The sequence below is a fragment of the Arcicella aquatica genome, assembly GCF_034928825.1.
In the GTDB taxonomy this organism is placed as follows: Bacteria; Bacteroidota; Bacteroidia; order Cytophagales; family Spirosomataceae; genus Arcicella; species Arcicella aquatica.
The window spans coordinates 51,545-78,477 of sequence record NZ_JAYFUL010000009.1; the positions used below are offsets into that span (position 1 = coordinate 51,545).

Below are 26,933 nucleotides of genomic sequence, written 5' to 3' on the forward strand. Positions count from 1 at the left end.
TTTAGATAATTAGTAGAAAACGTTATTTATATCAATTTGACGATGCTTAATCTCTTGAAAATCAAAGTGTAAACCTTATAGTAGCTGGTTATTAAAATTTTCATAACTACAAAGATAATGTAAATTAATTCAAATAATCATGCTGTTTTTTTGAATTAAAAATAACATGAGTTAACGACAATACTATAATTGTTTATACGTTGAAATAAACAGCAAATTTTATGCCATAAGTACTGATAATAGGACTATAATTAAAATTTAGGAACGTTTGAAAGGATGCCTATTATTGTTTGAAATAGCTCTTCCAGACAATAATAGGCACTAAAGAAGGGTGTTATTTTTCAGTAATTTCTAAAATCATCGGGCTATTCGGGGCAATGTTCAAGCTATTATTTACTTCAATAGTTTGATTATTAAGAATATCTTTTGCTTGGAATGTTGGCTGAATGATTTCTTTGAATTTACCCATGTCTAATGTCTTGGCTTCATTATTCTTGTTCAGAATAATCATGATTTTTTGCTTATCATTATACCTGAATTGCACATAAAATCCATTTTCAGGAGCGAAGTGCTTCAATTTCCCTGAATGTATCACGGGCGTGTTTTTACGCCATTTTAATAAAGTACTAACAAAGTTTTTAGCATTTGTTTCGGCAGTACTCATATTCGTATTGGTGAATACATTTTTTTTGTCGCCATCCCAACCGCCAGGCATATCACTTCTGATTTCTCCATGTTCATCACTTTTGGGATTGGTCATTAAGATTTCTGTGCCATAATAAATCTGAGGGATTCCTCTAGTAGTCAGCAGAAATACCATTCCATTTTTGAATTTGTTATAATCTTCGTGAAGTTGGGTGAAGAAACGACTCATATCATGATTATCTGGAAAAATCACTAAATCGTTCGGGTTAGCGTAAACAAAGTCATTTGCAATGGTTTGATAGAGCCTCACCAAACCTTGATTCCAAACTTTTTCGTCAGTATTCAAGGCTTCAATTAAAGCAGCATTAGTCGGGAAGTCCATCAAACTTCTTAGATACGATACATATCCATTTTTGTTGACCTTACCTTTTTGCCATGCTGATACAATACTTGGATTTAATGACCATTCTTCGCCAACAATATTAAAATTTGGATATTCTTCACCCATTCTTTTGCTCCAAACACTCATAAAATTCTTGTCTGGATAAGGCCAAGTATCCATTCTGATACCACCCAAGTCGGCATACTCTACCCACCAAATTGAGTTTTGTATTAAGTAAGTTGCCATAAATGGATTTCGTTGATTCAAGTCAGGCATGGTTGAGTCAAACCAACCGTCGCTGTGCGATGTGATGTCGTATTGAGCGGCATAAGGGTCATGAAGACTTTCACGTCGATGGCTCGAATAAATTACCTTTGGTGAGTCTTGAAAATTCACCCAATCTTTAGCAGGAAAATCCTTCATCCACCAATGCTCAGACCCACAATGATTCAATACCATATCCATTACTAACTTAATGCCATGCTTTTTAGCTTCTTTTGATAGCCGAACATAATCCTCATTTGTTCCGAATCGGGCATCAATTTTGCTGAAATTAGTAATGGCATAGCCATGATATGAAGTTTTAGGTTGGTTATTCTCCACCAATGGATTTATCCAAAGGGCAGTCATCCCTAAGTTTTGAATATAGTCTAAATGCTGAATGATTCCCTCAATATCACCCCCATGCCTGCCTGTTAAATTTTTGCGATTAAGGCTATCTTTGAATAAAGGCACATTATCGTTCAGCGGATTTCCATTAGCAAATCTATCAGGGGTAATCATGTACATCACATCACTACTATTAAACCCTATTCTTTCTGCAGACTTACTCTGTCTCTTCAACAATTGGTAGTTATACGTAAATGATTCTTTTTTACTGTTTTTAAAAACGATTTTTACGTTGCCTGCTACTGTCTCAGGGGCAATCAAAAGGTCAATAAATAGATAATTTGGATTTTCTACTTTGTTGACTTTTTTGATAGTTACTCCTTTATAGTTGATATGAGGTGTAAATTCAGTCATGTTTTTTCCATGAACTAATAATTGTAAAGCAGGATTTTTCATACCTACCCACCAGTTCAAGGGTTCGATATGTTGAATTTTTTCTTGAGCAACCACTACGTTTTGCATCAAGCATAAACAGAGAAATAGTTGAAATGTCTTTTTCATCGTATTTGTATGATTTAATAGCTAAAAAAAATCTGCATGAGCAAAGCTATGCAGATTTAAGTATTGAAGCTGTTTAAACTTTCCCTTTCGGATTAAACTAAGTCTTTTAGCATAGCTTGTTCCAAAATTTACTCAACGTAGCGATGCTATGCTTCGCAAATTTTGAAAAAATCAATTCAAAAATACAATACTTTCACCTCAGAAACGGAAAGTTTAAACAGCTTCATTAAATTTATTATGAATTATTGTACTTTAGTTGCCTTATAAGTAGGATTTGCAGCATCTTTCAGATTGAGCTCAAAATCGTAAGTGCCAGCCACTGCAATAAAATTCTCTCCACCTAATTTTAAAGCACCGCTTGTACCAATTAATTGAGCCGCCGCCGCTGTAGTGCCATAGTTCGTACCCCAATCATCATTTAATCTAAATTTGAATTGGTCAGCCTTCAATACTACGCCTTTCAATACCCAAGTTTCAGTACTCAAATCATACGTGAATTTCTGGTCTGGTTTATCGCCCCAGCCAGTAGCTGTAGCAGCACCCACAATTCCCCAAGGAGCATATTTCGTAATAGTATAGGTTAATTTTTTGAAATCAACCGTGATTAAATAAGTGCCTTTTTTCACGACGATGTTATCACCACCTTCTTTCAAAACGCCACCTGCACCACCATAATTTGTTCCCCAGTCACTGTCTTTACGGATTTTAATTTCTCCGTCAATCAAATTAACAATGCCCGTCCAAAGGTCAACGGTTGGGTCATAACTTAATGGTAAATCTGGTGTTGCCCCCCAATCATTAGCTGCACTTCCTACAATTCCCCAAGCATATTTCTCGATTTTATAAGTAAGGGCTGTTGGGTTTAATGTTATTTTATAAGTACCCGCTTTTACAGCAATATTGTCACCACCTGCACTCAAAACACCCGCACTTCCACCTAAGTTAACAGTCCAGTCGTTATTCTGACGGAACTTAATTTCTCCATCAGTCAAAATGACATACGCTACTAAAACATTAGCTACATCTGTTTTGTAGAATGGCAAATCTGGTGTTGCCCCCCAATTGTTAGCAGCACTACCTACAACGCCCCAAGTAGTACTCAAGTCAAGCTTAGCAGAGTAGGGGGTAGCTTTTAAGCTACCAGTAGTCGAACTCAATACTGTAGATGCTCCTAATGACGACTGCACTTTAATGTCAATGTCACTAGCCGCTCCTGGCAAAAAGCCAAAGCCCAATAATATGGCATTTAATTCAGAAGCCTTGAATACTTTTTTCAAAGCAGTTCCTGTTACTAACGAAACAGCTTTTGTAAAGTCGCCACCCTTTTTATCAATTAATATGGTATAAGATGGAGCCGCTTTAAAGCCATAGTTGGGATTAGCCCACGAAACAGTTAATACTTCGGTATCTGCTTTATCTTTATCCAAGACAAGATTGCTTGATGATAAAGTGACAACGGGAATAGCATTGGCATCTAATACCGCTATTTCTTCGTCTTTTTTACATCCCCAAGCCAGTACAAAAACAAGGCTCATTAGGAATAATTTTTGTATCGTTTTCATCGTTTGATGTTATTGGTCTAAATGTTGTTCTTTAGGTAGGCTATAGGCTGTATGCTAGTACTGTAAAAGCCTACTGCTTATAGCTTTTTAATATCCAGTATTTTGCTTTAAAGTTGGGTTGGCAATAATATCGCCAGAAGCCAAAGGGAATAGAGTACGGAAAGCCTCTACATCTTTACCTTCTTTTACACCACCTTTCCATGCCCAGTTATACCCAGAAGTGAATTTTCCAAAACGAATTAAATCTGTACGACGATGTCCTTCCCAGAATAGTTCACGACCTCTTTCATTCAATAAGTCATTTATTGTCAATGTTGAAAGATTCCCTGCACCAGCACGTTTACGAAGCTCGTTTACTAAATTTAATGCCAATGAATTATCGCCCGTTCCTCCACGCGTAACAGCCTCTGCATACATTAAATAAGCATCTGCCAAGCGAAATAATGGAAAATCTGTATCTGCATATAATGCATTTTTACCTTTTACACCTGTACTTGTTAAGTTTGAAAACTTCACTACCGCATAACCATTTTCAAAAGTACTGAACTCATCGATTTCTAATTGTTGTCCATTTGTGTAGAAAAGCGCTCTCTTATCAGCTTTGTCATCAAATAGATTCACCAATTGTTTGGTAGTACGGAAACCAGCCCATTTTTGCTCGGTACCATAGTCAGCAGGATTCATTGCTCCACCTATCGAACCATTAATCGCCAAAGTAGTTACGCCATAAGTTTGGGTTTCGTTACCATCAAAATTGATACTGAAAATAATCTCTTTAGACGTATTATTATCTGCCAAGAAATTAGTTCTGTAATTACTAGCAAGCGTATAACCAGCATCAATTACTTTTTTGGCAATAGCAGCAGCCTCTGTATATTTCTTTTGACCAATATATACTTCAGCATTCAAATATAATTTTGCTAGGGTCATCCATGCAGCAGCTTTGTCGGCTCTACCATATTCGTTGGTTTTTGGGGCAGGCAATTCGGCATCCAAAGCCAATAATTCTGATTCCAAATATGCAAACAATTCAGCTCGGGTAGCTTGTTTTGGTAACGTAGCACCTACTTGCTCGTTTTCGGTAATCAATGGTACGTTGCCGTACAAATCAATCGCATGAGAATAAGCCAACGCACGAAGGAAACGAGCTTCAGCACGGTAGTTCTTAATATCTTGCGTATTAGTTACGCCACGGCTACTCAATTTAGCCTCTGTAGTTTCACGCAAGAATTCATTAGAAACGGCTACTTGAAACAAAATACGAGAATAGAATGCAGCAGAAAAAGAGTTGGCTGCTGTCCAGTTCATCGCATGTAAATCAGGTACGCCTGGGTCATTCCATCTACAAACCAATTCGTCGGTCGTAAATTCCTGTAAATACCAATAGGCACGCATATAACTTTGCGAACCGCCGTCATATCCTTTTAAATCAACATCGTTATCGCCATTTTTCAACCCTGATGCTGCTAGTCCAGCGTACATCTTAGCTAAGATAAGTTTATAGTTAGCAGGGTCTTTATATACTAATTCTGATACCTGTCCTACATACGGCACAGTATCCAACTCTTTGCAAGAATTCAATGAAAAACAAAGAATTGCTGCGGTTAATACGTTTTTAAATATATGTTTCATGATGATTTTCTAATTAAAAATTAACATTTAAGCCCAAAGAATAAGTACGCGGTCTTGGATATACTTGGTTGCCAATTCCGTCTCTTAATTCTGGATCCAATCCTTTGTAATTTGTAATAACAAATACATTTTGTACAATAAATGATAATTGCGCTCTTACATTTTTGATTTTGATAATATCACTTAAATTGTAGCCTAAGTTGATATTATCCATTCTCAAGAATGAAGCATTTTGAATGTAATAATCAGACATACGGGTTTCTACCGTACCTGTCTTAAAGCCAGTTTCTAACACATTGGTAGATAAATTGCTATTGAAACCAGTGTTGAAAAGGTTAGAATAGATACCTCTGTTTGAGAAAATGTTATTGTAAGCATAATTGCCCACATTCGAACGTAGCACAAATCCAAAGCTTGCTTTTTTGTAGGTCATCTGCGATGTAAAGCCAAATAAATAGTTTGGCGCAGCTCCTTTATAACGATAACGGTCTAAATCAGTGATTTTACCATCTCCGTTTAAATCTTCAAAAACGCCTTCTAATGGTTTGCCGTTAGCATCGTATACTTGTTTGTAAACAAAGAAAGCATTTGGCACATAACCAGTAGAGTGTACTTGTATGGTATTTCCTGTACCGCCTTCAATGCCACCTACTAATACACCTACATAACTAGGGTTATCCACTTTAGTCAAAGCAGTGATTTTTCTTTGATTATAAGTAAAGTTGGCACTAATATCCCAATTGAAATTCTCCGTCAAAACAGGCGTATAGTTTAAAATTACTTCAATCCCTTTCGTTTCTAATGAGCCTACGTTGGTCACTACTTTATTACTAAAGTTGGTTCCAGCCGCTACATCAATTTCGTTAATCAAATCAGAAGTAACTTTTTTGTATAAATCAATGCTACCAGAAAGACGTGATTTTTTCAAGCCAAAATCTACCCCAATGTTAGTAGATTCTGTTTGTTCCCATTTGATATTAGGGTCATAAGCATTCGGGCGTAGCAGGGTATAAAAAGTATTACCCAATTGATATTGAATACCCTGACTTGGCGTATAAGCATTTAAGTATGGATAGTCGCCCGAAGAAATATCTTGCTGACCCGTAATACCCCAGCCTAAACGAAGTTTTAAGTCTGTAAAAGTCTGGCTGTCTTTAAATTCGTTATTGATTTTCCAAGCCAAAGCAGCCGACGGGAATGTACCCCAACGGTTATTTTCCGCAAAACGAGATGAACCATCACGACGAAGTGTAAACGTTGCTAAATACTTGTTAGCCAAAGCATAATTCAAACGACCGAAGTATGATAACAAGGCATAATCCGTTTTGAAATATGATTTCGTGCTTGTTACATCAGGGTTTCCGAATGTTGTACCATTTTCTTCTTCTCTTACAAAACCTTGGTTTTCAACCCCTGCCATTACGTTGACAGTCTGGTTTGTAAACTCTTTCACATAGTTTAAATAAAACTGGTTAGTGAAATTATTACGACTCTGCGTATAATATCCTGTCGAACCTCTATTAGTATATAAGTTGGCTGACACCAAGTTTGATGCCGATTCTTTACCATCCGTATTCGAGCGGTCTACGCCTAAGTTCCAGTTAGCTTTTAATGCTGGTAAGAATGGGAATTTATAGTCAAACTGGATGTTGGCAATGATACGATTTACCGTAGCTTTATTACTTTTCAAATTTAATAAAGACAATGGGTTAGAAGGTGCCAACGACACAATATTACCATTGCTTTCTAACCAGTTAAAATAGCCACCGTACTTTTGATTTTCAACATAAGCAGGTTGGGTAGGGTCAAAGCCAATCGCCGAACCGATTGCACCTTCATCAGCGAAATTGCTTTTTGTTGAAGAGGCTTTTACGTTTACATCAATCTTCAAGCTGTTATTGAACAACATCGGGCTGATACCAAATGAACCAGATGTTCTTTCTAAACCAGAAGTCAATAAAATACCATTTTGATTAGTATGACCCACTGAAACGCGGTAAGGAATATCCTTCAAAACCCCTGTAATACTTAAATTATTATCGTTGCTCAAGGCAGTTCGATAGATTAAGTCTTGCCAGTTAGTATTGGCTGTTCCTAGTAAAGCTTTCTGAGATTCCGTACCTCTAGCATTCACCACTTCTCTGAATTGGTCAGCTGAAAGTACGTCTACATTTTTAGTTTTTACCCCCGCAGAGAACATCGAACTGAAATTCACATTGAATTTATCTTTCTTCGTTCCCTTTTTGGTAGTGATGATAATTACACCATTTGACGCACGTGAACCATAAATAGCAGTAGCTGACGCATCTTTCAATACGTTGAATGATTCAATATCGTTTGGATTGATAAAACTCAATGGGTTGGCTGATCCTTTTACTTCGGCATTGTCTAACGGTACTCCATCAATTACAATCAATGGGTCGTTACTAGCACTTAGAGAGGAACCTCCACGAATACGAATCTGACTGGCTGAACCGGGTGCTCCACCGTTGGATGTAATTTGTACACCTGCTAATTTACCTGTAATTAATTGTTCAGGAGTAGCAATGTTCCCTTTTACAAAATCAGCAGAAGTAATGCTGGTGATTGAACCTGTTAAATCCTTTTTCTTTTGACTACCATAACCCACTACCACTACTTCTGTCAATGTTTTTAAGTCTTCTTTCAAGGTAACATTGATAGCTGTTTTGTTGCCAACGGTGATTTCTTGGGGTAAAAAACCGATAAAACTTACTACCAAAACAGCTTGCTCGTTTGGAACGGTGATACTAAACTCTCCATTCGTATTAGTGGTTACACCTCTGGTTGTACCTTTAATGGCTACAGACGCCCCGGGAAGCGGACTACCTTTGTCATCTGCTACTTTGCCTGTAACTGTTTGTTCGGCCGTAGCAGATAGGTTTACTTCAGAAATGGAATTGTTCTCTTTTAAATCATTCCCTTCCATATTAGAAGATAGATTTTTTTCATTTGAAGCGATTTTTGTCTGCGTACTGCCCTCTGACTTTTTTCCAAAAATCAAGTAAGTATTTTTGCGAACTTTTTTGAAAGCTAAACCATTTGGTGCTAATAAAGCTTCCAATGATTGCTCCAGACTTTTACTAGTACGTACATTTTCTTGCAGAACGGAAATGCCCGAAAGTGTTTTTTCTTCAAAAAGAATATCAACATTAAATTGATTCTTTAGAGAAAGAATAGCATCACGTAGTTTCATTGTTGACGAAGTCTCAGGGCTTCTTTCAACTTTAGGCTTGTTTTGGGCGTATGCCAAAGCTTGCGCAGATAACGGATGGGGTAGGTAACTAAATGCAGTTACCATTCCTCCGATTATCACTAATCGAAATACTCGTTTTTTCATGTGTTTTTAAAAATGTTGGTTAATGGAAATTACTTTTGTAAGACTGTTTTTTAGTTGTGATTTAGTGAGTTGGGAATTGTGATTTAGTGATTATTTTTTTATCTAATCCACAATTCAATATTTTTGATTTTTGTTTATGTTCTTTTAAAATTCTTTTAAATCTTTTGTCTTTTTTTACCCGCTGATTTATGGAGATTTAATACGCTGATTTTCGCTGATTTTTATATTTTAATAGTCTTTCAGTCTAAAATCTAGCGTCTAAAATCTTCTAGTCCTAAAGTCCTCCAGTCCTAAAATCCTCCAATCTCCCTTCACTCATCAATCTCAGAAAGCACCACCGTTCCGTCGCTATTTTTCTGATATTGTAAATTGAGTAATTCTTGTAGAATAGAGATTAAATCATCAGCCTTGTCCGCACTAAAAGTGCCTGTTACCGTACGATTCGCTAATTCTTGCGAGTTCATTTTAATTTGTACACCAAACATTTCAGCGATTTGATAAGAGATTTCTTCCAGAGAAGTATCATCAAAAACAAAGCGGTGAACTTTCCAAGCAGTATAAGAATTTACATTTTTTACAGCCTTGATTTCCGACTTCCCCATTTTATCTAATGACACCAAGTCGCCAGGCTTCATCATAATAAAACGTTTTTCAGTGCCATTCAAAAAATTTACCTTTACTTTACCTTTGCTCAAAACTACTTTTGAACCACGATTTCTAGCAAAAACACTAAATTCTGTTCCTAGTACTTCTACTTCTAATTTTTGAGAAGTCTTTACGATAAACTTCTGATTATTAATGGTATGTTTTACCGAAAACTCAGCTTCTCCGTCTAAAAATACTTCTCTGGTAGCCTCATTTTTAAAACTAAATCGCTTTAATTTTAAGGTTGAATTCGCATTCAATGTAACATTACTGCCATCAGGCAAGCTAATAGATTGCGTTTCGCCATAAGCAGTTTGATACACTTGATAAATCAGATGGTCACGTTGGAAATACAAAGCCAAGCCCGAAAACATTAGAATCACGGCAGCACTTGTCCATTTAAACCAAGCCATTTGCCAGATACTTTTTTCTTCTATCGCATCATATTGGCTTTCTAAAGCTTCTTGAACATCAATGTCTGATTCACTATATATTTTTTGAAAAAAAAATGCCTTAGCCTTGTCTTTATCAGCCAGTATTTGTGGGTATTCGTTTTCGTATTCTTCCAACCATTTATAATACACCTCTTTATTTTCAGGGTTGTTAAGCCAATCTGCAATCATTTTCTTTTGCAAAGGACTCGTTCTTCCTGCGAAGTGTTCAAATAACATATTTTTGCTAAGCGTCGTCATATCGTTGATGATTTGTAAGGTAGTGTTTGAGGCTCTTAGATAAAAAATGTCAGAATCAGTCCGAATAATGAAGGATTATTCAGGACAACATCTCTTAAATGTACAAGCGCTTTGTTGATATGTGCCTCAATGGTCTTCGTTGCCAATTGTAGTTCATCAGCAATTTCTTTGTACTTTTTGCCTTCAAAACGGTTCATCAAAAATACTTTTTGGCATTGTGGCGGTAATTGGGAGATGGCTTGCTCGATTTGTTTTTGCAAGTCATCATAAAAGAGCATTTGGTCTGGCGAGACGTTCGACTCTGGAAACTGTAAATCGGAATTATCAAAGGCAAAAGATTTATTGCCTTGTTCTTGTTGTAAATATAAAAAACAACGATTTCTAACGGCCGTAAACAAATAGGCACGGAAAGAAGTAGTGATGTGTAAGAAAACTTGGTTTTTCCAGATGTTGTAAAAGATTTCTGCAATAATATCCTCCGCCACATCTTTTGAATAAACAAACCTTACAGCATGGCTACAAAGAGGCTTGTAATAACGATTGTATAGCAACTCAAACCCCTTTTTAGGGTCTTGCTTGAAAGTTTGTTTGATAAAGAATTCATCATCCATAATTTCCCCAGTCTCAGGTGCTTGAAAAGCCTGAGTTTTGAGAAAATTATTTGTTGATTCAGATGATATATTTTCGAGCATAATTTTAAAAGGAAATTTCCTTGAGATTGTTGATGAAGTGTATTTTAAATGTATAATATTCTATTAAAATAATTCAATTAAGAGCATAGACAAAAAAAAGGGCAGATACCCTTAGTTAAATTCAAAAAAAAATTAATATTCTTCAAATATATCATTTTATAGTGCTTAATTTATTGAAAATCAGCCAAATAAAATATCCAATAATTCCGCCAATTCCATCAGCCACTACGTCGTACCAATCAAAACTTCTATTAAATTCTTTTGGTAAAATAGCTTGCCAAAACTCAATGATAATTCCATAAGCAATGGCTACAAGAATTATTTTCCAAGATTGTTTAGTAGGGAAAATCCAGAAAAAAGTAAAACCAGCAAAAGCTACGAAATGGTTCGCTTTATCATTTACCATTACAACATCTGTCGGGATGTTTTTACTTGGTAACGAGCAAAGTATTAAAATGATGATTGACCAGATTATGGGCAATGCTTTATAATGCAGGAGTGTTGTAATAGTTTTCATGCACAAATTTACAAAAAACTATTGTTTGCTATGTTTTAGGATTATTACTAAATATTTTCAAAAAACGGGTTTATTTTTAGTAAAACGGAAATATGTTACATTTTATGAAAAAATATTTATGTTTTACCCTATAGGAAATTTTAAAATTGACTTTTTTTACCTTACTTTTGACACTTCTGTAACACTTTACTATTTTCCTTAATTTAATCATGAAAAAACTATTTTTTTGTTTATCGTTACTTATTAGCTCATTTGTAGCACGTAGTCAAAATCAGTACAATATCATTCCAGTTCCTCAGAAACTTACTCCGCTCACTGGCGAGTTTGTATGGGAAAAGACCACTACTATCGTTTCTACCTCTGAATTTAAAGATGTAGCAAACCTCTTGAATGAACAGTTGAATCTAGTATCTGGTTCTAGTAAAAAAGTTATTGTTAAAGAAAAAGGATTGGCTAGTTCAGCTATACAGTTCGTGAAAAATGAGCAATTGGGAGATGAAGCATATACTTTAAAGGCTAGCTCGAAACAGGTAATCATTGCAGCAAAAACAGCTAAAGGTGCATTCTATGGAGTACAAACTTTATTACAATTATTACCAACACAAGTTTTCAGTGAAGCAAAAGTTGAAGGAATAAAATTAGCTATTCCGAATTGTACTATTGAAGATGCGCCACGTTATGTTTACCGTGGATTGCACTTAGATGTAGGTCGTCATTTTTTCCCAGTTTCTTTTGTGAAAAAATACATTGATTTAATTGCTTTGCACAAATTTAATACATTCCACTGGCACTTAACAGAAGACCAAGGCTGGAGAATTGAAATTAAAAAATACCCTAAACTAACACAAATTGGTTCGATTAGAAAACAAACGATAGTCGGTCGTTATGGTTCTGGTAAATATGATGGTAAACCTTATGGCGGATTTTATACACAAGAGGAAATAAAAGAAGTAGTAGCTTATGCAAAAACTAAGTATGTTAACATAGTGCCTGAAATTGAAATGCCAGGTCATGCACAAGCTGCTTTGGCTGCTTATCCAGAATTAGGCTGTAACCCAGATAAAATTTATCAGGTACACACCACTTGGGGTGTTTCTGAAGATGTTTTTGCACCAAGAGAAGAAACTTTTACTTTCTTAGAAAATGTGCTTACAGAAGTAATGGCATTATTTCCGGGTCAGTATATTCACATCGGGGGTGATGAATGCCCTAAAGAACAATGGAAAGAAAGCCGTTTTTGTCAGGATTTAATGAAACGTGAAGGCTTGAAAGATGAGCATGAATTACAAAGTTATTTCATCCGTAGAATTGATAAATTCATTACTTCAAAAGGTAGAAAGATGATTGGTTGGGATGAAATTCTGGAAGGTGGTTTGTCGCCAAATGCTACGGTAATGTCTTGGAGAGGCGAAGAAGGTGGGATTGCAGCTGCTAAAGAAAATCATGATGTAATTATGACGCCAGGCTCTTATTTATACTTAGATCACTATCAGGCTGACCCTAAAACAGAGCCTTTAGCGATTGGTGGTTTCTTGCCATTAGAAAAAGTATATAGTTATGAACCAGCACCAAAAGAACTGACAGCCGAACAACAAAAGTTTATTTTGGGTATTCAGGCAAATGTTTGGACGGAGTACATGGAAACATCTAATTATATTGAATATATGGTTTTCCCAAGAGCTTGCGCTGTAGCAGAAGTCGCATGGTCGCCAAGTGCTTCAAAAAATTATGCTGACTTTACAAAACGTTTGAAAACACACGTTGAACGCCTTGGTAAACTAAAAGTAAATTATGCTAAAGGGTTCTTGAGTACGAAATAGCTTTTGGTCATCGGATTTCAGATGTCGGCTTTGACGTTTAGATTTTTGATTAGAAAACTATAATAGAGAGTATATTATCCAATTTTATTTATCATAGATTATTACCAATCCGATTGTTATTAGCCTTGGCTTTTAACAATCGGATTTATTTTTGCAAATCGATTTGAAATGATAGCCGATAGCTGAAGCGCGAAAGCTCTTATTCACATCCAAAATCCGCTCGCTAAAATTAGTACGCCCATTGCTATTTTTATAACTTTGCGAACTTAAATGATAAATATAGATATTTATTGTACGTTTATTTTTTAAAAATCTATAAACCAATGTTTTAGATTAATCTGGCGTTAGCATTTGATGAAATTCTGCTGTTTGAGCGAAGCGAGTTTCAGAATTTCTTGACTTTCTTTTGTTACTTTTCTTGTGTCAAGACAAGAAAAGTAAGGTCTTTCTAAAGAAAAATACTATTTAGCAAACAAGCTATTTTTGCAATTACTCTTATTTAAAGTTTTATAATATTATAAAACGGCAATGAACGTTTTAGTTCACTCGATACAAATTTTATGAGCAAACTATTCAAAAGAACCACCGTTACAGCAGCGTTGATTTATGCTAACGGTCCTATTCATATCGGACACATCGCTGGTTGTTATCTGCCAGCAGATATTTATGTGCGTTATTTACGTGCTACTGGTCAAGACGTAAAGTTTATTTCGGGAACAGATGAGCATGGAGTCCCTATTACAATTAAAGCCAAAAAAGAAGGCGTTACTCCGCAGGAAGTAGTAGATAAATACTATGGAATCATCAAAGATTCATTCGAAGAATTTGGGATTTCGTTCGATATTTATTCTAGGACATCCAACAAAGTACACCATGATATGTCGCAAGATATTTTTAAAAATATCTATGATAAAGGGCAGTTCGTTGAGGAAACTACAGAACAGTATTATGATGAAAAGGCACAGACTTTTTTAGCTGACCGTTATATCATTGGTACCTGTCCTAAATGTGGGAACGAAAATGCTTATGGTGACCAATGTGAACGTTGTGGTTCAACGCTATCGCCTACAGAATTAATCAATCCACGTTCGGCATTAAGTGGTGAAAAACCCGTCATGAAAGAAACCAAAAACTGGTATTTGCCTTTGGATGTAATGCAACCTGCTTTGGAAAAGTATGTTGAAAGTCATCCAGAATGGAAAACCAACGTAATGGGACAAGTAAAGTCGTGGTTAAACGATGGTTTAAAGCCACGTGCCATGACTCGTGACTTGGATTGGGGTATTAAAGTACCACTGCCCGATACTGAAGGTAAAGTAATGTACGTTTGGTTTGATGCCCCGATAGGTTATATTTCCATGACCAAGGAATTGACAGAAGATTGGGAGAAATATTGGAAAGACGAAGATACTCGTCTGGTGCATTTTATTGGGAAAGATAATATCGTATTCCACTGTTTGATTTTCCCTGCTATGTGTATGGCTGATGGTAGATTCATTTTAGCAGACAATGTTCCTGCGAATGAATTTATGAATCTGGAAGGCGATAAAATCTCGACATCACGCAACTGGGCAGTTTGGTTACATGAATATTTGCGTGAGTTTGAAGGTAAACAAGATATTCTACGTTATGTGTTGGCAGCGTCTGCCCCTGAAACCAAAGATTCAGATTTTACTTGGAGCGATTTCCAAATTCGTAATAATTCTGAATTAGTAGGTATTTTTGGGAATTTCATCAACCGTGCAGTAGTACTTACCGAAAAGAATTTTGAAAGTAAAGTACCTAAGCAAGGAGCGTTGAACGATTACGATAAACAAGTATTGGCTACTTTAGCAGATATGCCTGCTAAAATTGGTGACTCTATCGCTAATTTTCGTTTCCGTGAAGCCTTGGCTTTGATGATGGATGTAGCGCGTTTAGGAAACAAATACTTGGCAGATACAGAACCTTGGAAAGTCATTAAAACAGATGTTGAACGTACAGGTACTATCTTGAATATTGGTTTACAGATTGCAGCCAATCTTTCTATTGTAGCTGAACCTTTCTTACCATTCACTGCTGAGAAAATTCGTACGATTTTAAATACCGAAGCCTTCGGTTGGAGTGAAGCTGGCCGTGCAGATTTATTGGCGGAAGGACAAGCTGTAACAAACGTAGGTCTTTTGTTTGAGAAAGTAGAAGATGCCACGGTAGCAGCGCAAGTGCAAAAATTAGAAGATGCTAAACAACAGAATCTTTTAGCAGGTAAAGAAGTAACACCCTTGAAAGAAGAAATTCAATATGATGATTTTGCCAAAATGGATATTCGTATCGGTACCATCATTGAAGCAGAGAAAGTAGCTAAAAGTAAAAAGTTATTGAAATTGAAAATTGAAGATGGTATCAAACAAAGAACTATTTTGAGTGGTATCGGTGAACATTTTCAACCAGAAAACATCATTGGTCAGCAAGTAAGCTTTTTAGCAAACCTTGCACCTAGAAAAATGATGGGGATGGAATCTGAAGGAATGATTCTGATGGCAGAAGACAAAGATGGTTCTTTGGCTTTTGTTCAACCTAGTAAAAAAGTTTGGGATGGAGGGACAGTAGCCTAACCCCAAATTTATACCTTAGTATTACTAGCCTCGATTCTTGAATCGGGGCTATTTTTTTGAAGAGGGGTTAAGTATAGTATTGTAAATTAATAGAGAAATATACTCACTTAATCTTCCTTAAATTTATTTTAAATTTGAGAAATACTTAAAAATAAAATAAGGACAGGAGAAACCCCCGCCCTTATCTGTTTAACCTCTAAACCTATTTAACTATGAAAATTAATACAAATATAAGCTAAATTCTGGTTATTTAAACATTAAATGTCCCATGAATTTTTACTATTTTTTGACAAAAAAGCATTTTAAGTGATGAAACTTGGAAAATGATGTATATACAGACATTTTTCTATACTAAGTATTCACTTTTTAATGTATCAAAATGATAATTTCTATTTTAAAGCCTCACGATTGATAACAGTTGCCGATGCTTGAGCTACTGGAAACAGAGTGATGTCTGCCATTACTACATGCGGAGGTCGAGTCACAGCAAAGGCAATAATATCAGCAATGTCTTCGGCCTTTAAGGGTTCAAACCCTTTATAAATAGCATCTGCTTTTTGTTCATCTCCTTTAAAACGAACCATTGAAAATTCAGTTTCAACAGCCCCCGGCGCTACGTTGGTTACTTTAATACCAAATGGATTTAAGTCGAGACGCATCCCTTCAGAGATGGCCTCTACTGCCGCTTTAGAAGCACAATATACATTTCCGTTTGGATAAGTACTTTTGCCTGCAATAGAGCTTAGATTGATGATGTGTCCTTGCTTTCTAGCTTTCATCCAAGGCATAATTACCCTCGAAACGTATAGTAAGCCTTTTACATTGCTATCAATCATGGCATCCCAGTCGTCTGTTGAACCATCTTGAATAGGCCCCATCCCATGCGCATTGCCAGCATTGTTCACTAAAATATCTATATTCTTGGCTGTTTCTGAAAGCGAGTTCAACGCATTTTCTACTTGCTCTTTGTCTCTTACATCAAAAGTTAGTATTTGTACGTCAACTTTTCCTGAAAGACTTTCTTTTAAAGCTTCAAGCTTTTCAATACGCCTTCCACATATAATTAAATTGATTCCTAATTCAGCAAACGCTTCGGCAGTTGCTTTACCAATACCAGAGCTTGCGCCAGTAATAAGGGCTAATTTGGGCATGTTTGTCTATTTTAATGAAGAAATACGCTAATTATTTTAGCGGAGAAAACGGTACAGGGCTTAAATACTCAGAAGTAACAGTTACCGTTAGAGAGCCTCCTCCCTTTTCTTCTGATGCTTTGCGAACCGCTATCCATTCAGGGTCATCTCTGAAGGACTTAAATGAGGCTATGCCAGCTTCTTGGCTTTTATGAGCTAAAAAGTAAATTAATGTGTTGTCGGCTCCCTGTTCTTTGTCAGTTGGTGTCCAGTAAATAATATTAGTCATACCATGTCTTTCAAACAATTTTAGGGTATGGTTTCTGAATCTTTCTAACAAACCCGATAAATTATTGGGGGTAGTTTTGTAGGTTCTCAATTCAAACACTCTGTCACCCACACTTTTTAAATTGTTTGGTGAAAAATCAGTAGTTTTCAAGAAAGTACTTTCTACTTTGGCTACTATTTCACCGTTGGCATTCGTTTCTTTCGCTACTTTTATCCAACCTTTATCGTTTGAAAAGTCTTTCCATGATTTTTCACGGGCTTCACGTGATGGATACGATAACACATAGACCATTTTATTGTCTTTATTATCCAAAGGCAACCAAAAGCCTTCTAAGCGCATTTTATGTTTTTTAAAATAGTGTAAAGTATGTTCTTTAAACCTATTCATCAGAACATCAAATTTGCCCTCACTTGCATAATATACTCTTAATTCATAAACATGGCTGTTAGCATCGTCAGTTTTGTTGATAGCTAATATCGAAAAACTTGTCAATAAACATACAAGGAAGGCTAAAATTGGGCTTTTCATAGTTTTTTTAAATGGTTAATTTTTATATCCTGTAATTTATGAATTTTAAAGATGCATAGCATGAGTAAGTTACTAAAACTTATAAAATTGTTAGTTCTACTCGTCTATTTCTCTTTTTGTTTTCTTCTGAATCATTCGGGAAAAGAGGTCTGTTGCTTCCATAACCTTTGTAATACAATCTCCGTTCTTCAATTCCTTTACTTACTAAGTAATTATAGACGACTCGTGCTCGGTTTTCCGAAAGAGCAAGGTTTAGTCTTGTATCTCCAATATTATCAGTATGTCCACTAATTTCAATCTTGACCTGTGGGGCACTCTTCAATAGTTCAGCTATCTTGTTCAGCTCTTCGTAGGAAATAGACTGCAAAACAAAACTACTTTGTTCAAAATACACATTATCAAGGGTAATTGCTTGCCCAATTGCTATATTCGCCAAATCTTTAATTTTAGAACTTTCAATAGGGGCTTTGGCGGTAGCCATGCTAGGAGGAGGGGTATTTTTTGAATTATTTAACGAAGGTACCTTTTTTAATAAAACAGTATAGAAAACGGCTTTTTTAGAAGACGCATATTTTACTTGTTCTACTTTCAGCTCATAGTCTTTCGCAAAGGTCTCAATCTGATAAAGGTCTTTGTCCACTAAAGCTAAGTAATATTCTGAAATATCATCAGAAGTATTTACAGTGAATGATTTTTTCGTTTTGTTACCCGTCACCTTAAAAGTGGCACGCAATACTTTCCCACTTGTAGAATCAATTGCCGATAATACTAAGCCCTTGATTTTTTGTTTAGGCATTAAAAAACACTCTAAGTCGGTTTGTTTAATTTTAGATAACTCCTGTTGATACTTTTCAAACCCGTTTGTATTGATTTCTAACTGATAAGTATCGCCAGGAGCCAAGCTTACTAAAGCATCTCCATTTTTTAGTCGTTCTATTTTGGGATGATTTGCTTTATTACTAAGATTTACTACTTCTACTTTGTCAGCAATAACTACTTCACCGTTGAGTTTATTTTTTGCTTTAATGGTTAAGTGTACCAAGCTTTTTTCTAATCGAATGGTGTAATTATATTTCTTGGTAGGGTTAAAATCTGCCATGTTAAAAGTACTTTGCTTCGCAATATAGTGTTCGGCGGCAGTTTCAATCGTAAAAATCTCTTGAGTTGTTACCCTAACACTTGCTTTGGCTTCATTTCTAAATACTATATTCCTTTTTAATCGCTCAAGTTTGATATTAATAAATGATTTGATGGGCTTTTCTGTTTCGGCATCTACCACCTCAAAATTTACAGGAAGGCTATTTTTATACAATAAAAAGTTGACAGAATTTCCCTGAGGGGCTTTTACTACTTTCTCTTTTAGTTCAATATAATCTTCGGCATTGATGATAAACTCATACTTGCTTGAAAGTTTTAAATTGGCAGCATATTCCTCAGAATTTGTCTTTTTTGAAGCATTCTTAATTTCGGAGGCATCCAAATCAACAATTTTCACTTGCGCATTTTTGATAGACTCTTTGGTATCTGCATCCAATACTTTAATAGATAGCGGATAACGTTCAAAGACTAGAGGGATAGCAAAATCATGATGCGTTGTGGTAGTAAAGTCCTTGATCGAGATATTAGAATGAGCATCAGCATAGCCATCAGCGCGTACCACTACTGACAAGTTGTCTTGTTGCGATAATGAAAAAGAGAAAAAAGGGTTCTTATTGTCAGTGCTTCCCTTAAAAACCTCTCCCGTTCTTTCAGAACTAACTATAAAGTCTGCAAGAATACTTTCTTTTGTAGCTTTATTGATAGCAGTGAAATTTATTGTAATATTTTTAAGTTGAATATTTGACTTATTTGTCTGATTTTGAGGTAATTGTGTTTTTGTTAAATTATTTTTTAGTGTATCTATTAACTTTTTTTCAATAAAATCCGTAGATATTAAAGGATAGGCACGATTTTTATTACTTAATAAGTTAGGTAAATAATTCTTTGAAATTGAGTATTTATAATTAATTCCATTTATATCTGTCGATGTCAATAAATTAGTTGAATTTAACAGAGTAGGATAAGTGCTTGGGGCTTTCGAAAAGGCGGATTCCTTTATCAAGCATAATGTTAATGCGAGGAGGGCTGGACTTATCCTAATAGTAGCTTTGTTTTTCATGATTGGATACATACTATACAAAATTACTTAATTTTGATGATTGATTCATGAAAAAAAGAATACAAAGTTAATTTCAAATATATTTTACAGATGAAATACCTAATTGTTGGTCTCGGAAATATTGGACCAGAATATTTGCTTACAAGACATAATGTTGGTTTTATGGTGTTAGATAAGCTTGCGGCGAGTGTAGATGCGAAATTTTCGATGGAGCGATTGGCCTATCACACCGAAATAAAACACAAAGGGAAACAAATTCATTTAATAAAGCCCACCACCTATATGAATTTAAGTGGAAAGGCAGTTAATTATTGGATGAAGGAGTTGAAAATTGAAAAAGAGAATGTTTTAATCATCACTGATGATATCGCTTTGCCTTACGGCAAACTAAGAACAAAAAGTAAAGGTTCGCACGGAGGACACAACGGATTGAGAAATATTGAGGAGGTATTGGGTAGTTCACAATACGGTCGTTTAAGATTTGGCGTTGGAGATGATTTTGGTAAAGGAAGACAAGTAGAATATGTTTTAGGAAAATTTGATGGAAGTCAGTTTGCTGAATTGCCAGAGCATCTAGATCGTGCTATAGACATTATTTTTAGTTTTTGTTTACAGGGAATAGATAAGACGATGAACTCGTTCAACCAGTAGTTGTATTATTCTAATATTTTGAAAATAAATTAAAATAATTTACAACAAAATATTTGCAATGTTTTTATTATGCATGCAGAATAATATTCTGATTATTTTTATTTTTGTTTTGCTATTAAGTGTTTTTTGATTGATTTTTAGGTAGTTACTACTAAAATTTGTGTAAGTAATAGGCAATGATATTTGTATATTTATATAATATTGCACAACTTTGCAACGTTATTTATAAAAAAGAGTCTTTGTACAAAACCACGAATTATTTTTTTATTAATTTTTAAAAATAATTTCAAAAAGAAACTTTTTTGGCAGAAAATTTGTAGTAGTAATAACAAGACAATGATAAAGCTGGTTAACAGATTATCCTTCAATAAGAAAATTATTAGTTGCTTATAAGATTAAATTAGATAGCAACAATTAGTACATATAATTAAAAATTTTTCATAGTTAAATAGGTTTAGAGGTAAGATGGAAAGGGCGTTTCTTTTAGAGGCGCCACTTTTTAAAAAAGCTAAGTTTTTTGTGAGGTTGAATAAAAAGTTGAAAAAACTTAGTTTATTGATTTGAATAGTTATTTTTCATAGTTAAATAGGTTTAGAGGTAAGACGGGAAAGGGCGTTTCTTTTGGAGACGCCTCTTTTTAAAAAACAATTAGAGAATCAAGGTAGTGAGTGAGATTGAGTAGTATTCTACTAATTTTTTACATTTAAAGTGCAGTTATTTTTCATAGTTAAATAGGTTTAGAGGTAAGACAATAAAGGATATAGCCATTGGTTGTGTCCTTTTTTTATGCAAAAAGCCCTTTGTAGATGATACAAAGGGCTTTTTGATTTACTCTTATGTTGTTTCTGAAGCTTAGTTTATCCCAAACGCTTACGGATAGCTTCATAAAGAATTACTCCTGTTGCTACGGATACATTTAAAGAACCCACACGCCCTACTAAAGGAATCGTAGCCAATTCATCTACCGAGCGCATTAAATCATCTGAAATACCATCCTCCTCAGACCCCATGATGATGGCTGTAGGAACAGAAAAATCAATATCATAAATATTTTTTGATACCTTTTCAGAACAAGCCACTACTTGAATACCAGAATTTTGTAAATACCTTACGGTATGAAATAAATTTTCTTCTCTGCAAACAGGTAAAAAGTTTAATGCACCAGATGATGTTTTCATCGCATCAGCATTAATCTGAGCAGCACCTTTTGTTGGAATAACGATAGCATGCACCCCAGTACATTCGGCAGTACGAGCAATCGCTCCGAAGTTTCTTACATCTGTAATTCTATCTAATACTAAAATTAAGGGTACTTCACCTTTCTCATACACATCTGCTACTATATTTTCAAGTTTAGCATAATTAATAGCCGAAACAAAGGCAATAACGCCTTGGTGATTTTTACGCGTAATTCTATCTAGTTTTTCACTTGGTACTTTTTGAACAGGAATTCCTTTCAAACGCGCAAACTCTAATACTTCTAAACTGCCTAATTCTCTTTGGACCAATAGTTTGTCAATTTCTTTCCCAGAACGAATCGTTTCTAAAACTGATTGAATACCAAATACTATATCTTTATTTTCAGGTTTTGCTTGGTTGAAATATTTGAAGGGCTTTTTTTGTCCATCTGAATGGTTTTCCATTGTTGTTGTATTTAATTGATTATTAATTCTTATCGAACGATAGTTTCTCTTATTTTTTGTAAAGTTCGGAAACTTTTCATTCTATTTTTAATTTTTGATAAAGAAACACAATAAGTGACTCTTTTTTTACGTAAATAAGTACAGTTTCGGATAAAGCTTTTTAAGCATTTTTACGACCAAAAAATAAGTTTCTGCCTGTGCCCTGAACCTATCCGTGGCTTTGCTTATTTATTAAACGGTAGTATTTTTCCAAAAAAAAGTTTTATCTTTGCATTGTATTTGTGGAAATATACAAAATCGTTCTTTGAATTCACATTAATATAATCCTTTCTTTAACTACTGTAATTCAGTAGCTTACTTATCATTATTTCATTATCCTGATAAATACCAGGAAACAATTTCCACAGAAAAATCCTAATTACTTAAATAATCAAACATTATTTTTTTTGTTAAAGTTTCGTCTTTTTTTTTCGAGTCGCTCTTTAATTATTGTTCACGTAAGCCAAAAGAGGTTTACTTAAATCCCAAATCAAGGATATGAAAAAATTGATTAAATTAACAGTAACCGTTCTTTTACTGGGTTCAGTACTTTATGCTTGTAAGGTGAAACAGCAACAGAGTAGCCTTTCACACGAAATTCAACAAGCAGTACTACCCCACAAAAGCAATGCTTTACTTACAGAAATGTTAGCTAAAAGTTGGATAATAAATGTAGTGAATTACCAAGCTGATGCTCGTAGAAATGTATTATACGAACGAGGAGTAGCCGCTAATTTACATGATTATTCAAAAGAGGCTTTCAGATTAACAAGTGATGAAGAAGTAGATTATACGGATGGCGCTGGTAAAATTCACCATGGTACTTGGACATTGAAGGATGATGATTCCAAACTATTGATGTCTTTTGAAGATGGAGAAGAAATACAATGGGATATCGTTACGACTGATAAAAACCATTTGGATTTACATCTTGCCATTGATGCCAAAAAAGTAAAATGGAATATTCAAGACTTAAGTCAAATTGATATTCAAACTGCGGTTGTCTTTGCTGGCTTTTATGCTGGAATTGTGGATGAAGATACCCAGAAAGTAAATGTAACCTATCGGATGATGCCGAGAAGCTAAAAAAAGAGCCATTTTTCACATGAGAAATGGCTCTTTTTTTATAATAATTCGTTTGTAGGAGACCAGAAGAGTTCTTTAAAATGTTGAATCTTATCGTTTTTCACAATGATTCCTTCTGCTTCAAGTAATTCTTGCATTTTGTTGCCACCAAAGAAAGCTTTGCCAGTTAATACTCCATTACGATTTACCACTCTATGCGCTGGTATTGAATCGTCAGTATGAGAAGCATTCATTGCCCAGCCAACCATTCTGGCACCACCCTTTCCACCCAAGTATTCTGCGATAGCGCCATAAGAGCTTACTCTGCCGAATGGAATCAGCTTGACTACTTCATAGATGTCCTCAAAATTGTTTTTCATCTTATAGCTGTTCCCTGTCTCTTGCTTCGTTCAGAAGCTCTTGATACCAAGCTTCACCATATTTTCTGATTAATGGTTCTTTCAAAAACTTATAAAGCTCAACGCCCAGTTGTTCGCCATGAGAACAAGCATCAGAACAAATGTGCCAACGGTCGTAGTTCAGGGCTTCATAATGCTCGTACTTAGTTATTCTGATAGGGTATAAGTGACAAGAAATTGGTTTTCGCCAAGTAATTTTTCCATCAAAATAAGCCTGTTCTATCCCACACTTCAAGGTATTTCTATCATCGTAAATAGCATAGGCACATTCCCTGCCTTTGATTACAGGTGTTGAATAATCACCTTCCCAATCTTTTACATAAATGCCTTCTTCTTCAATCGTTTTAATTCCTTCTTGCGAGAGATAAGGCTTTACTTCCTGATAAACCTGATTCATAATAGATAGCTCATCATCATTTAGCGGAGCTCCTAGGTCACCTTCCACACAACAAGCACCCTTACATTTGATAAGATCACAAACGAAGAACTTTTCGATAATGTCGTCGCTAATGACGGTGTCTTCTATCAATATCATAATAAATTTTTATTTTCGTTTATATCTTGGGATGCATTTAGCACCTTAGATAATGCAAAATTACAGTAAAATTTAATGTAATGACCGAAATTTGCATAATTAACCGTTCATACTCCCCTAATTTAGGAAAAGGTATTTTTTCATATCTTTATTGAGATAATAAAATATTGAAGGTTTAATGTTACTTTAGGTAAATTTTTTATCTTCATTATTTTAATTATAAGCTATTAATCTTTATTAGATTACAACTCAAGAAAATAAATTAATTATGTGGTAAATAGGATGAAAGCTTACTCTTTTCATTTTATTTCTCTTAGAATTTCTAAATTATGAACAAGTATTTTTTGGTGGTTTTAATGCTTTTTTCTTATACTTTATCTAGAGCTCAGTCTTTGCCTCGTAGTATTAAAGTTGGTGCTATCAATGTAAAATATGATAGTTATGCTAAGGGTATTATTGAAAAAGAAATACAGAGTTTGAACAACAATCGTAAATACCTTGATGTACTGGTGGATAAAATGGCACTACATTTTCCAGTCATAGAAAAGATTTTAGCAGATGCTGGCATTCCCGATGAAATAAAGTATTTGTGTGTGCAAGAAAGTGTTTTTGATCCAGATGCTATTTCGATTTCTGGAGCAGTTGGCTACTGGCAGTTTAAAAGCGAAACAGCTAAAGAAATAGGCTTGAGGGTAGATGGAATCGTGGATGAAAGAAAACATCTTGCGGCATCTACCAAAGCAGCCGCTATTTATCTGAACAGAAGCAATTCGTTGTTAAACAATTGGATGACTACCGTACTTTCTTACCGTATTGGACAAGGGGCTATCAAAAACCATCCTGCTACAGACTGGGCAAATAAAAAAGAAATTACGGTTACAAACACTACAGATTGGTATTTACTTCGTTTTTTGGCTCATCGTTATCTATTAGAGATTGAATACAACAAAGTGAAAAATAATGCTAAAAGTGACTTTTTATATGAATACAGTAATAGTAGAGGCAAGAGCATTACTGAAATAGCGAATGAATTATCGGTAGCTCCTTCGGTGATAGCAGTGAATAATGTTTGGTTAAAAAGTTCAACAGTACCTAAAGACAAAGACTATATTGTCTATGTACCGATGACTTTGCAGAAGTATAAAGAAATGAGTCAGAATAATGCCAATCCGAAGAACGATGGCAATAAAAATAGTACGAATGATTTAGGTTTTCCTGTATTGGTGCGCCTCACCCAAGGGAATAGTAAAACTGAACCTATTTATTTTGAGATTAACGGTAAGAAAGGAATAATGGCTATCGAAGGGGATACGCCAGAAAGTATAGCAAACCGAGCTGATATTAATTTACATAGATTTTTGAAATATAACGACTTGGATATTGATAGCAGAATTATTCCTAACGAAGTGTATTACCTAAAGAAAAAAGACCACAAAGCAATGGTGGCTTATCATACTGTTCAGGATACTGAAACACTTTGGGCTATTTCACAGATGTATGGCATTTATTTGGAAGATTTAATGGCAAAAAATAGAATAGCTTCCTTACAGCGTTTACAAAGAGGAAGATTATTATGGTTGATTGATACAAGGCCAGATACACCGATTCAATATGTGGAGATGCCTAAAGTAAACCCTGTTGAAAAAACAGTTATCATCTCGACGCCTCCCAAACAAGTAGATACTACTAAGTCTGTCATAATTCTCGATAAACCAAAGGAGGTGAAGCCAACTGAAGTTCCCATAAAAGATAATAAGCCTTCAGGGTCGGGAGTAATTGATAATAGAGTTACTACCAAAGAGAGTACAGTGCCTGTAGCAAAAGATAATACTCAAGTCAGTGATAAAACAAGACCAGTTTTTACTGATCCAGCGGGGCCACCGAAAATTATTATAGAAGAAAAAATAGTAACTAAAGAATTGAAAAATCATACAGTATTGGCAAAAGATACCTATTTCTCAATAGCCCAACTATATGATATGAAGATAGGTGAACTTTTAACCTTGAATGATTTAAGGCTTGATGAAAAACTACGTGTAGGACAAGTTATCAAAGTGTATAAGGTGAGGAGTACACCCATTTCTGGAGCTTATGAAAGTGAAAAGAAATTGGATGGTAAAAAGGATGAGAAAGTTGTTGATGTAAAGGTTAAAGAAACGACCGATAAAATACCAACTATTATCAATAGTCCTGGTAAAGTCCTGTCAAAAGATGATCCAGCAAATGCTAAGGCGGAAATGCCTAAAATAATTACAAAAGAAGAAGTTGACCGAAAAAATATGGAAGCTATTAAGAGTGCTTCTAGAAATATCCATACTGTAAATGCTGGCGAGACGCTTTTTAGCATCGCTAAACTACATGGAGTTACTGTGGCTGACCTTAGAGCATGGAATGATTTAACTACTAATACTGTAGAAATCAACCAGCAATTATGGTTTTCTAAAAATAGTGGCAAATTGGTTGAAACGAGTGATTACGAAACTGTTATGCCTAAGCCTATTAAAAATGTAGTGAAACCTAGTGAAAATAATATATACCATATCATGAAAGTAGGGGAAACTGTATTCAAGGTTTCACAAATATATGGTGTTACTGTAGAGCAAATTGTTAAATGGAATAATCTCAAGAATTTCTCAGTAAGCGTAGGGCAGAGGATATTAATTAAGAAGTGAGGAGACTTTAGGACTGGAGGACTTTAGGACTCTGGACTTTAAGACGCTAGATATAAAACTTTGAGACGTTAGACTTTAACACGGTGTACTTTAAG

At 35.0% G+C, this 26,933-nt stretch carries 18 protein-coding genes; 5 read left to right on the forward strand and 13 right to left on the reverse strand.

Annotated features, from left to right (window positions below):
* Positions 1 to 334: 334 nt before the first annotated feature.
* The 7 genes from VB264_RS07875 to VB264_RS07905 form a co-directional block, all read right to left on the reverse strand.
* Complete coding sequence (locus VB264_RS07875; RefSeq protein ID WP_323248244.1) at positions 335 to 2,197, reverse strand: glycoside hydrolase family 13 protein; 1,863 nt, start codon at positions 2,195 to 2,197, stop codon at positions 335 to 337.
* Positions 2,198 to 2,439: 242 nt separating this feature from the next.
* The gene (locus VB264_RS07880) at positions 2,440 to 3,759 is read right to left on the reverse strand and encodes a SusE domain-containing protein (RefSeq protein WP_323248246.1); all 1,320 of its coding nucleotides are present in this window, start codon (positions 3,757 to 3,759) and stop codon (positions 2,440 to 2,442) included.
* Positions 3,760 to 3,846: 87 nt separating this feature from the next.
* On the reverse strand, positions 3,847 to 5,391 hold the full coding sequence (locus VB264_RS07885; RefSeq protein ID WP_323248248.1) for a RagB/SusD family nutrient uptake outer membrane protein: 1,545 nt from the start codon (positions 5,389 to 5,391) through the stop codon (positions 3,847 to 3,849).
* A 13-nt stretch (positions 5,392 to 5,404) separates the two neighbouring features.
* Positions 5,405 to 8,749, reverse strand: a complete 3,345-nt coding sequence (locus tag VB264_RS07890) for a SusC/RagA family TonB-linked outer membrane protein (protein WP_323248250.1) — start codon at positions 8,747 to 8,749, stop codon at positions 5,405 to 5,407.
* Positions 8,750 to 9,060: 311 nt separating this feature from the next.
* Complete coding sequence (locus tag VB264_RS07895) at positions 9,061 to 10,086, reverse strand: FecR family protein (RefSeq protein WP_323248251.1); 1,026 nt, start codon at positions 10,084 to 10,086, stop codon at positions 9,061 to 9,063.
* 35 nt (positions 10,087 to 10,121) lie between these two features.
* Positions 10,122 to 10,778 (reverse strand): RNA polymerase sigma-70 factor, encoded by a 657-nt coding sequence (locus tag VB264_RS07900; protein WP_323248253.1) that lies wholly within the window; start codon positions 10,776 to 10,778, stop codon positions 10,122 to 10,124.
* A gap of 151 nt (positions 10,779 to 10,929) precedes the next feature.
* Positions 10,930 to 11,295: a VanZ family protein gene (locus VB264_RS07905; protein WP_323248255.1), complete on the reverse strand. Its 366-nt coding sequence runs from the start codon at positions 11,293 to 11,295 to the stop codon at positions 10,930 to 10,932.
* A gap of 209 nt (positions 11,296 to 11,504) precedes the next feature.
* Here VB264_RS07905 and VB264_RS07910 point away from each other — a divergent pair, with 209 nt between their 5' ends.
* A complete protein-coding gene (locus VB264_RS07910) occupies positions 11,505 to 13,115 on the forward strand; it encodes a beta-N-acetylhexosaminidase (protein WP_323248257.1) in 1,611 nt (536 codons plus the stop codon).
* Positions 13,116 to 13,675: 560 nt separating this feature from the next.
* Entirely contained in the window at positions 13,676 to 15,709 is a 2,034-nt protein-coding gene (gene metG / locus VB264_RS07915) for a methionine--tRNA ligase (protein ID WP_323248259.1), read from the forward strand.
* A gap of 389 nt (positions 15,710 to 16,098) precedes the next feature.
* On the opposite strand, the gene VB264_RS07920 is transcribed toward metG, so the two are convergent.
* The 3 genes from VB264_RS07920 to VB264_RS07930 all read right to left on the reverse strand — a co-directional run bounded on the left by VB264_RS07920 (position 16,099) and on the right by VB264_RS07930 (position 19,814).
* On the reverse strand, positions 16,099 to 16,860 hold the full coding sequence (locus VB264_RS07920) for an SDR family NAD(P)-dependent oxidoreductase (RefSeq protein ID WP_323248262.1): 762 nt from the start codon (positions 16,858 to 16,860) through the stop codon (positions 16,099 to 16,101).
* A gap of 31 nt (positions 16,861 to 16,891) precedes the next feature.
* Complete coding sequence (locus VB264_RS07925) at positions 16,892 to 17,656, reverse strand: NIPSNAP family protein (protein WP_323248264.1); 765 nt, start codon at positions 17,654 to 17,656, stop codon at positions 16,892 to 16,894.
* A 79-nt stretch (positions 17,657 to 17,735) separates the two neighbouring features.
* Positions 17,736 to 19,814, reverse strand: coding sequence for an OmpA family protein (locus VB264_RS07930; protein WP_323248266.1), 2,079 nt, complete (start codon positions 19,812 to 19,814; stop codon positions 17,736 to 17,738).
* Positions 19,815 to 19,904: 90 nt separating this feature from the next.
* Here VB264_RS07930 and pth point away from each other — a divergent pair, with 90 nt between their 5' ends.
* A complete protein-coding gene (gene pth, locus VB264_RS07935) occupies positions 19,905 to 20,465 on the forward strand; it encodes an aminoacyl-tRNA hydrolase (protein ID WP_323248268.1) in 561 nt (186 codons plus the stop codon).
* A gap of 857 nt (positions 20,466 to 21,322) precedes the next feature.
* Here the strand turns inward: pth and rlmB are convergent.
* Positions 21,323 to 22,108, reverse strand: a complete 786-nt coding sequence (gene rlmB / locus VB264_RS07940; protein WP_309924313.1) for a 23S rRNA (guanosine(2251)-2'-O)-methyltransferase RlmB — start codon at positions 22,106 to 22,108, stop codon at positions 21,323 to 21,325.
* Between the two features lie 537 nt (positions 22,109 to 22,645).
* Here rlmB and VB264_RS07945 point away from each other — a divergent pair.
* On the forward strand, positions 22,646 to 23,233 hold the full coding sequence (locus VB264_RS07945; RefSeq protein ID WP_323248270.1) for a lipocalin family protein: 588 nt from the start codon (positions 22,646 to 22,648) through the stop codon (positions 23,231 to 23,233).
* Positions 23,234 to 23,271: 38 nt separating this feature from the next.
* Here VB264_RS07945 and VB264_RS07950 read toward each other — a convergent pair whose 3' ends face one another.
* Positions 23,272 to 23,592, reverse strand: coding sequence for an MGMT family protein (locus VB264_RS07950; RefSeq protein WP_323248272.1), 321 nt, complete (start codon positions 23,590 to 23,592; stop codon positions 23,272 to 23,274).
* Position 23,593: 1 nt separating this feature from the next.
* The gene (locus VB264_RS07955) at positions 23,594 to 24,166 is read right to left on the reverse strand and encodes a DUF3109 family protein (RefSeq protein ID WP_309924323.1); all 573 of its coding nucleotides are present in this window, start codon (positions 24,164 to 24,166) and stop codon (positions 23,594 to 23,596) included.
* Positions 24,167 to 24,495: 329 nt separating this feature from the next.
* Here VB264_RS07955 and VB264_RS07960 point away from each other — a divergent pair, with 329 nt between their 5' ends.
* The gene (locus tag VB264_RS07960) at positions 24,496 to 26,838 is read left to right on the forward strand and encodes a LysM peptidoglycan-binding domain-containing protein (protein WP_323248274.1); all 2,343 of its coding nucleotides are present in this window, start codon (positions 24,496 to 24,498) and stop codon (positions 26,836 to 26,838) included.
* Positions 26,839 to 26,933: the final 95 nt, after the last annotated feature.

What these genes read in the sequence shown, in the direction of transcription:
- VB264_RS07895 (WP_323248251.1), bottom strand. Translation starts at nt 10,086, where the DNA reads ATGACGACGCTTAGCAAAAATATGTTATTTGAACACTTCGCAGGAAGA.
- VB264_RS07890 (WP_323248250.1), bottom strand. Translation starts at nt 8,749, where the DNA reads ATGAAAAAACGAGTATTTCGATTAGTGATAATCGGAGGAATGGTAACT.
- VB264_RS07905 (WP_323248255.1), bottom strand. Translation starts at nt 11,295, where the DNA reads ATGAAAACTATTACAACACTCCTGCATTATAAAGCATTGCCCATAATC.
- VB264_RS07900 (WP_323248253.1), bottom strand. Translation starts at nt 10,778, where the DNA reads ATGCTCGAAAATATATCATCTGAATCAACAAATAATTTTCTCAAAACT.
- VB264_RS07880 (WP_323248246.1), bottom strand. Translation starts at nt 3,759, where the DNA reads ATGAAAACGATACAAAAATTATTCCTAATGAGCCTTGTTTTTGTACTG.
- pth (WP_323248268.1), top strand. Translation starts at nt 19,905, where the DNA reads ATGAAATACCTAATTGTTGGTCTCGGAAATATTGGACCAGAATATTTG.
- metG (WP_323248259.1), top strand. Translation starts at nt 13,676, where the DNA reads ATGAGCAAACTATTCAAAAGAACCACCGTTACAGCAGCGTTGATTTAT.
- VB264_RS07955 (WP_309924323.1), bottom strand. Translation starts at nt 24,166, where the DNA reads ATGATATTGATAGAAGACACCGTCATTAGCGACGACATTATCGAAAAG.
- VB264_RS07960 (WP_323248274.1), top strand. Translation starts at nt 24,496, where the DNA reads ATGAACAAGTATTTTTTGGTGGTTTTAATGCTTTTTTCTTATACTTTA.
- rlmB (WP_309924313.1), bottom strand. Translation starts at nt 22,108, where the DNA reads ATGGAAAACCATTCAGATGGACAAAAAAAGCCCTTCAAATATTTCAAC.
- VB264_RS07920 (WP_323248262.1), bottom strand. Translation starts at nt 16,860, where the DNA reads ATGCCCAAATTAGCCCTTATTACTGGCGCAAGCTCTGGTATTGGTAAA.
- VB264_RS07875 (WP_323248244.1), bottom strand. Translation starts at nt 2,197, where the DNA reads ATGAAAAAGACATTTCAACTATTTCTCTGTTTATGCTTGATGCAAAAC.
- VB264_RS07925 (WP_323248264.1), bottom strand. Translation starts at nt 17,656, where the DNA reads ATGAAAAGCCCAATTTTAGCCTTCCTTGTATGTTTATTGACAAGTTTT.
- VB264_RS07885 (WP_323248248.1), bottom strand. Translation starts at nt 5,391, where the DNA reads ATGAAACATATATTTAAAAACGTATTAACCGCAGCAATTCTTTGTTTT.
- VB264_RS07945 (WP_323248270.1), top strand. Translation starts at nt 22,646, where the DNA reads ATGAAAAAATTGATTAAATTAACAGTAACCGTTCTTTTACTGGGTTCA.
- VB264_RS07930 (WP_323248266.1), bottom strand. Translation starts at nt 19,814, where the DNA reads ATGAAAAACAAAGCTACTATTAGGATAAGTCCAGCCCTCCTCGCATTA.
- VB264_RS07910 (WP_323248257.1), top strand. Translation starts at nt 11,505, where the DNA reads ATGAAAAAACTATTTTTTTGTTTATCGTTACTTATTAGCTCATTTGTA.
- VB264_RS07950 (WP_323248272.1), bottom strand. Translation starts at nt 23,592, where the DNA reads ATGAAAAACAATTTTGAGGACATCTATGAAGTAGTCAAGCTGATTCCA.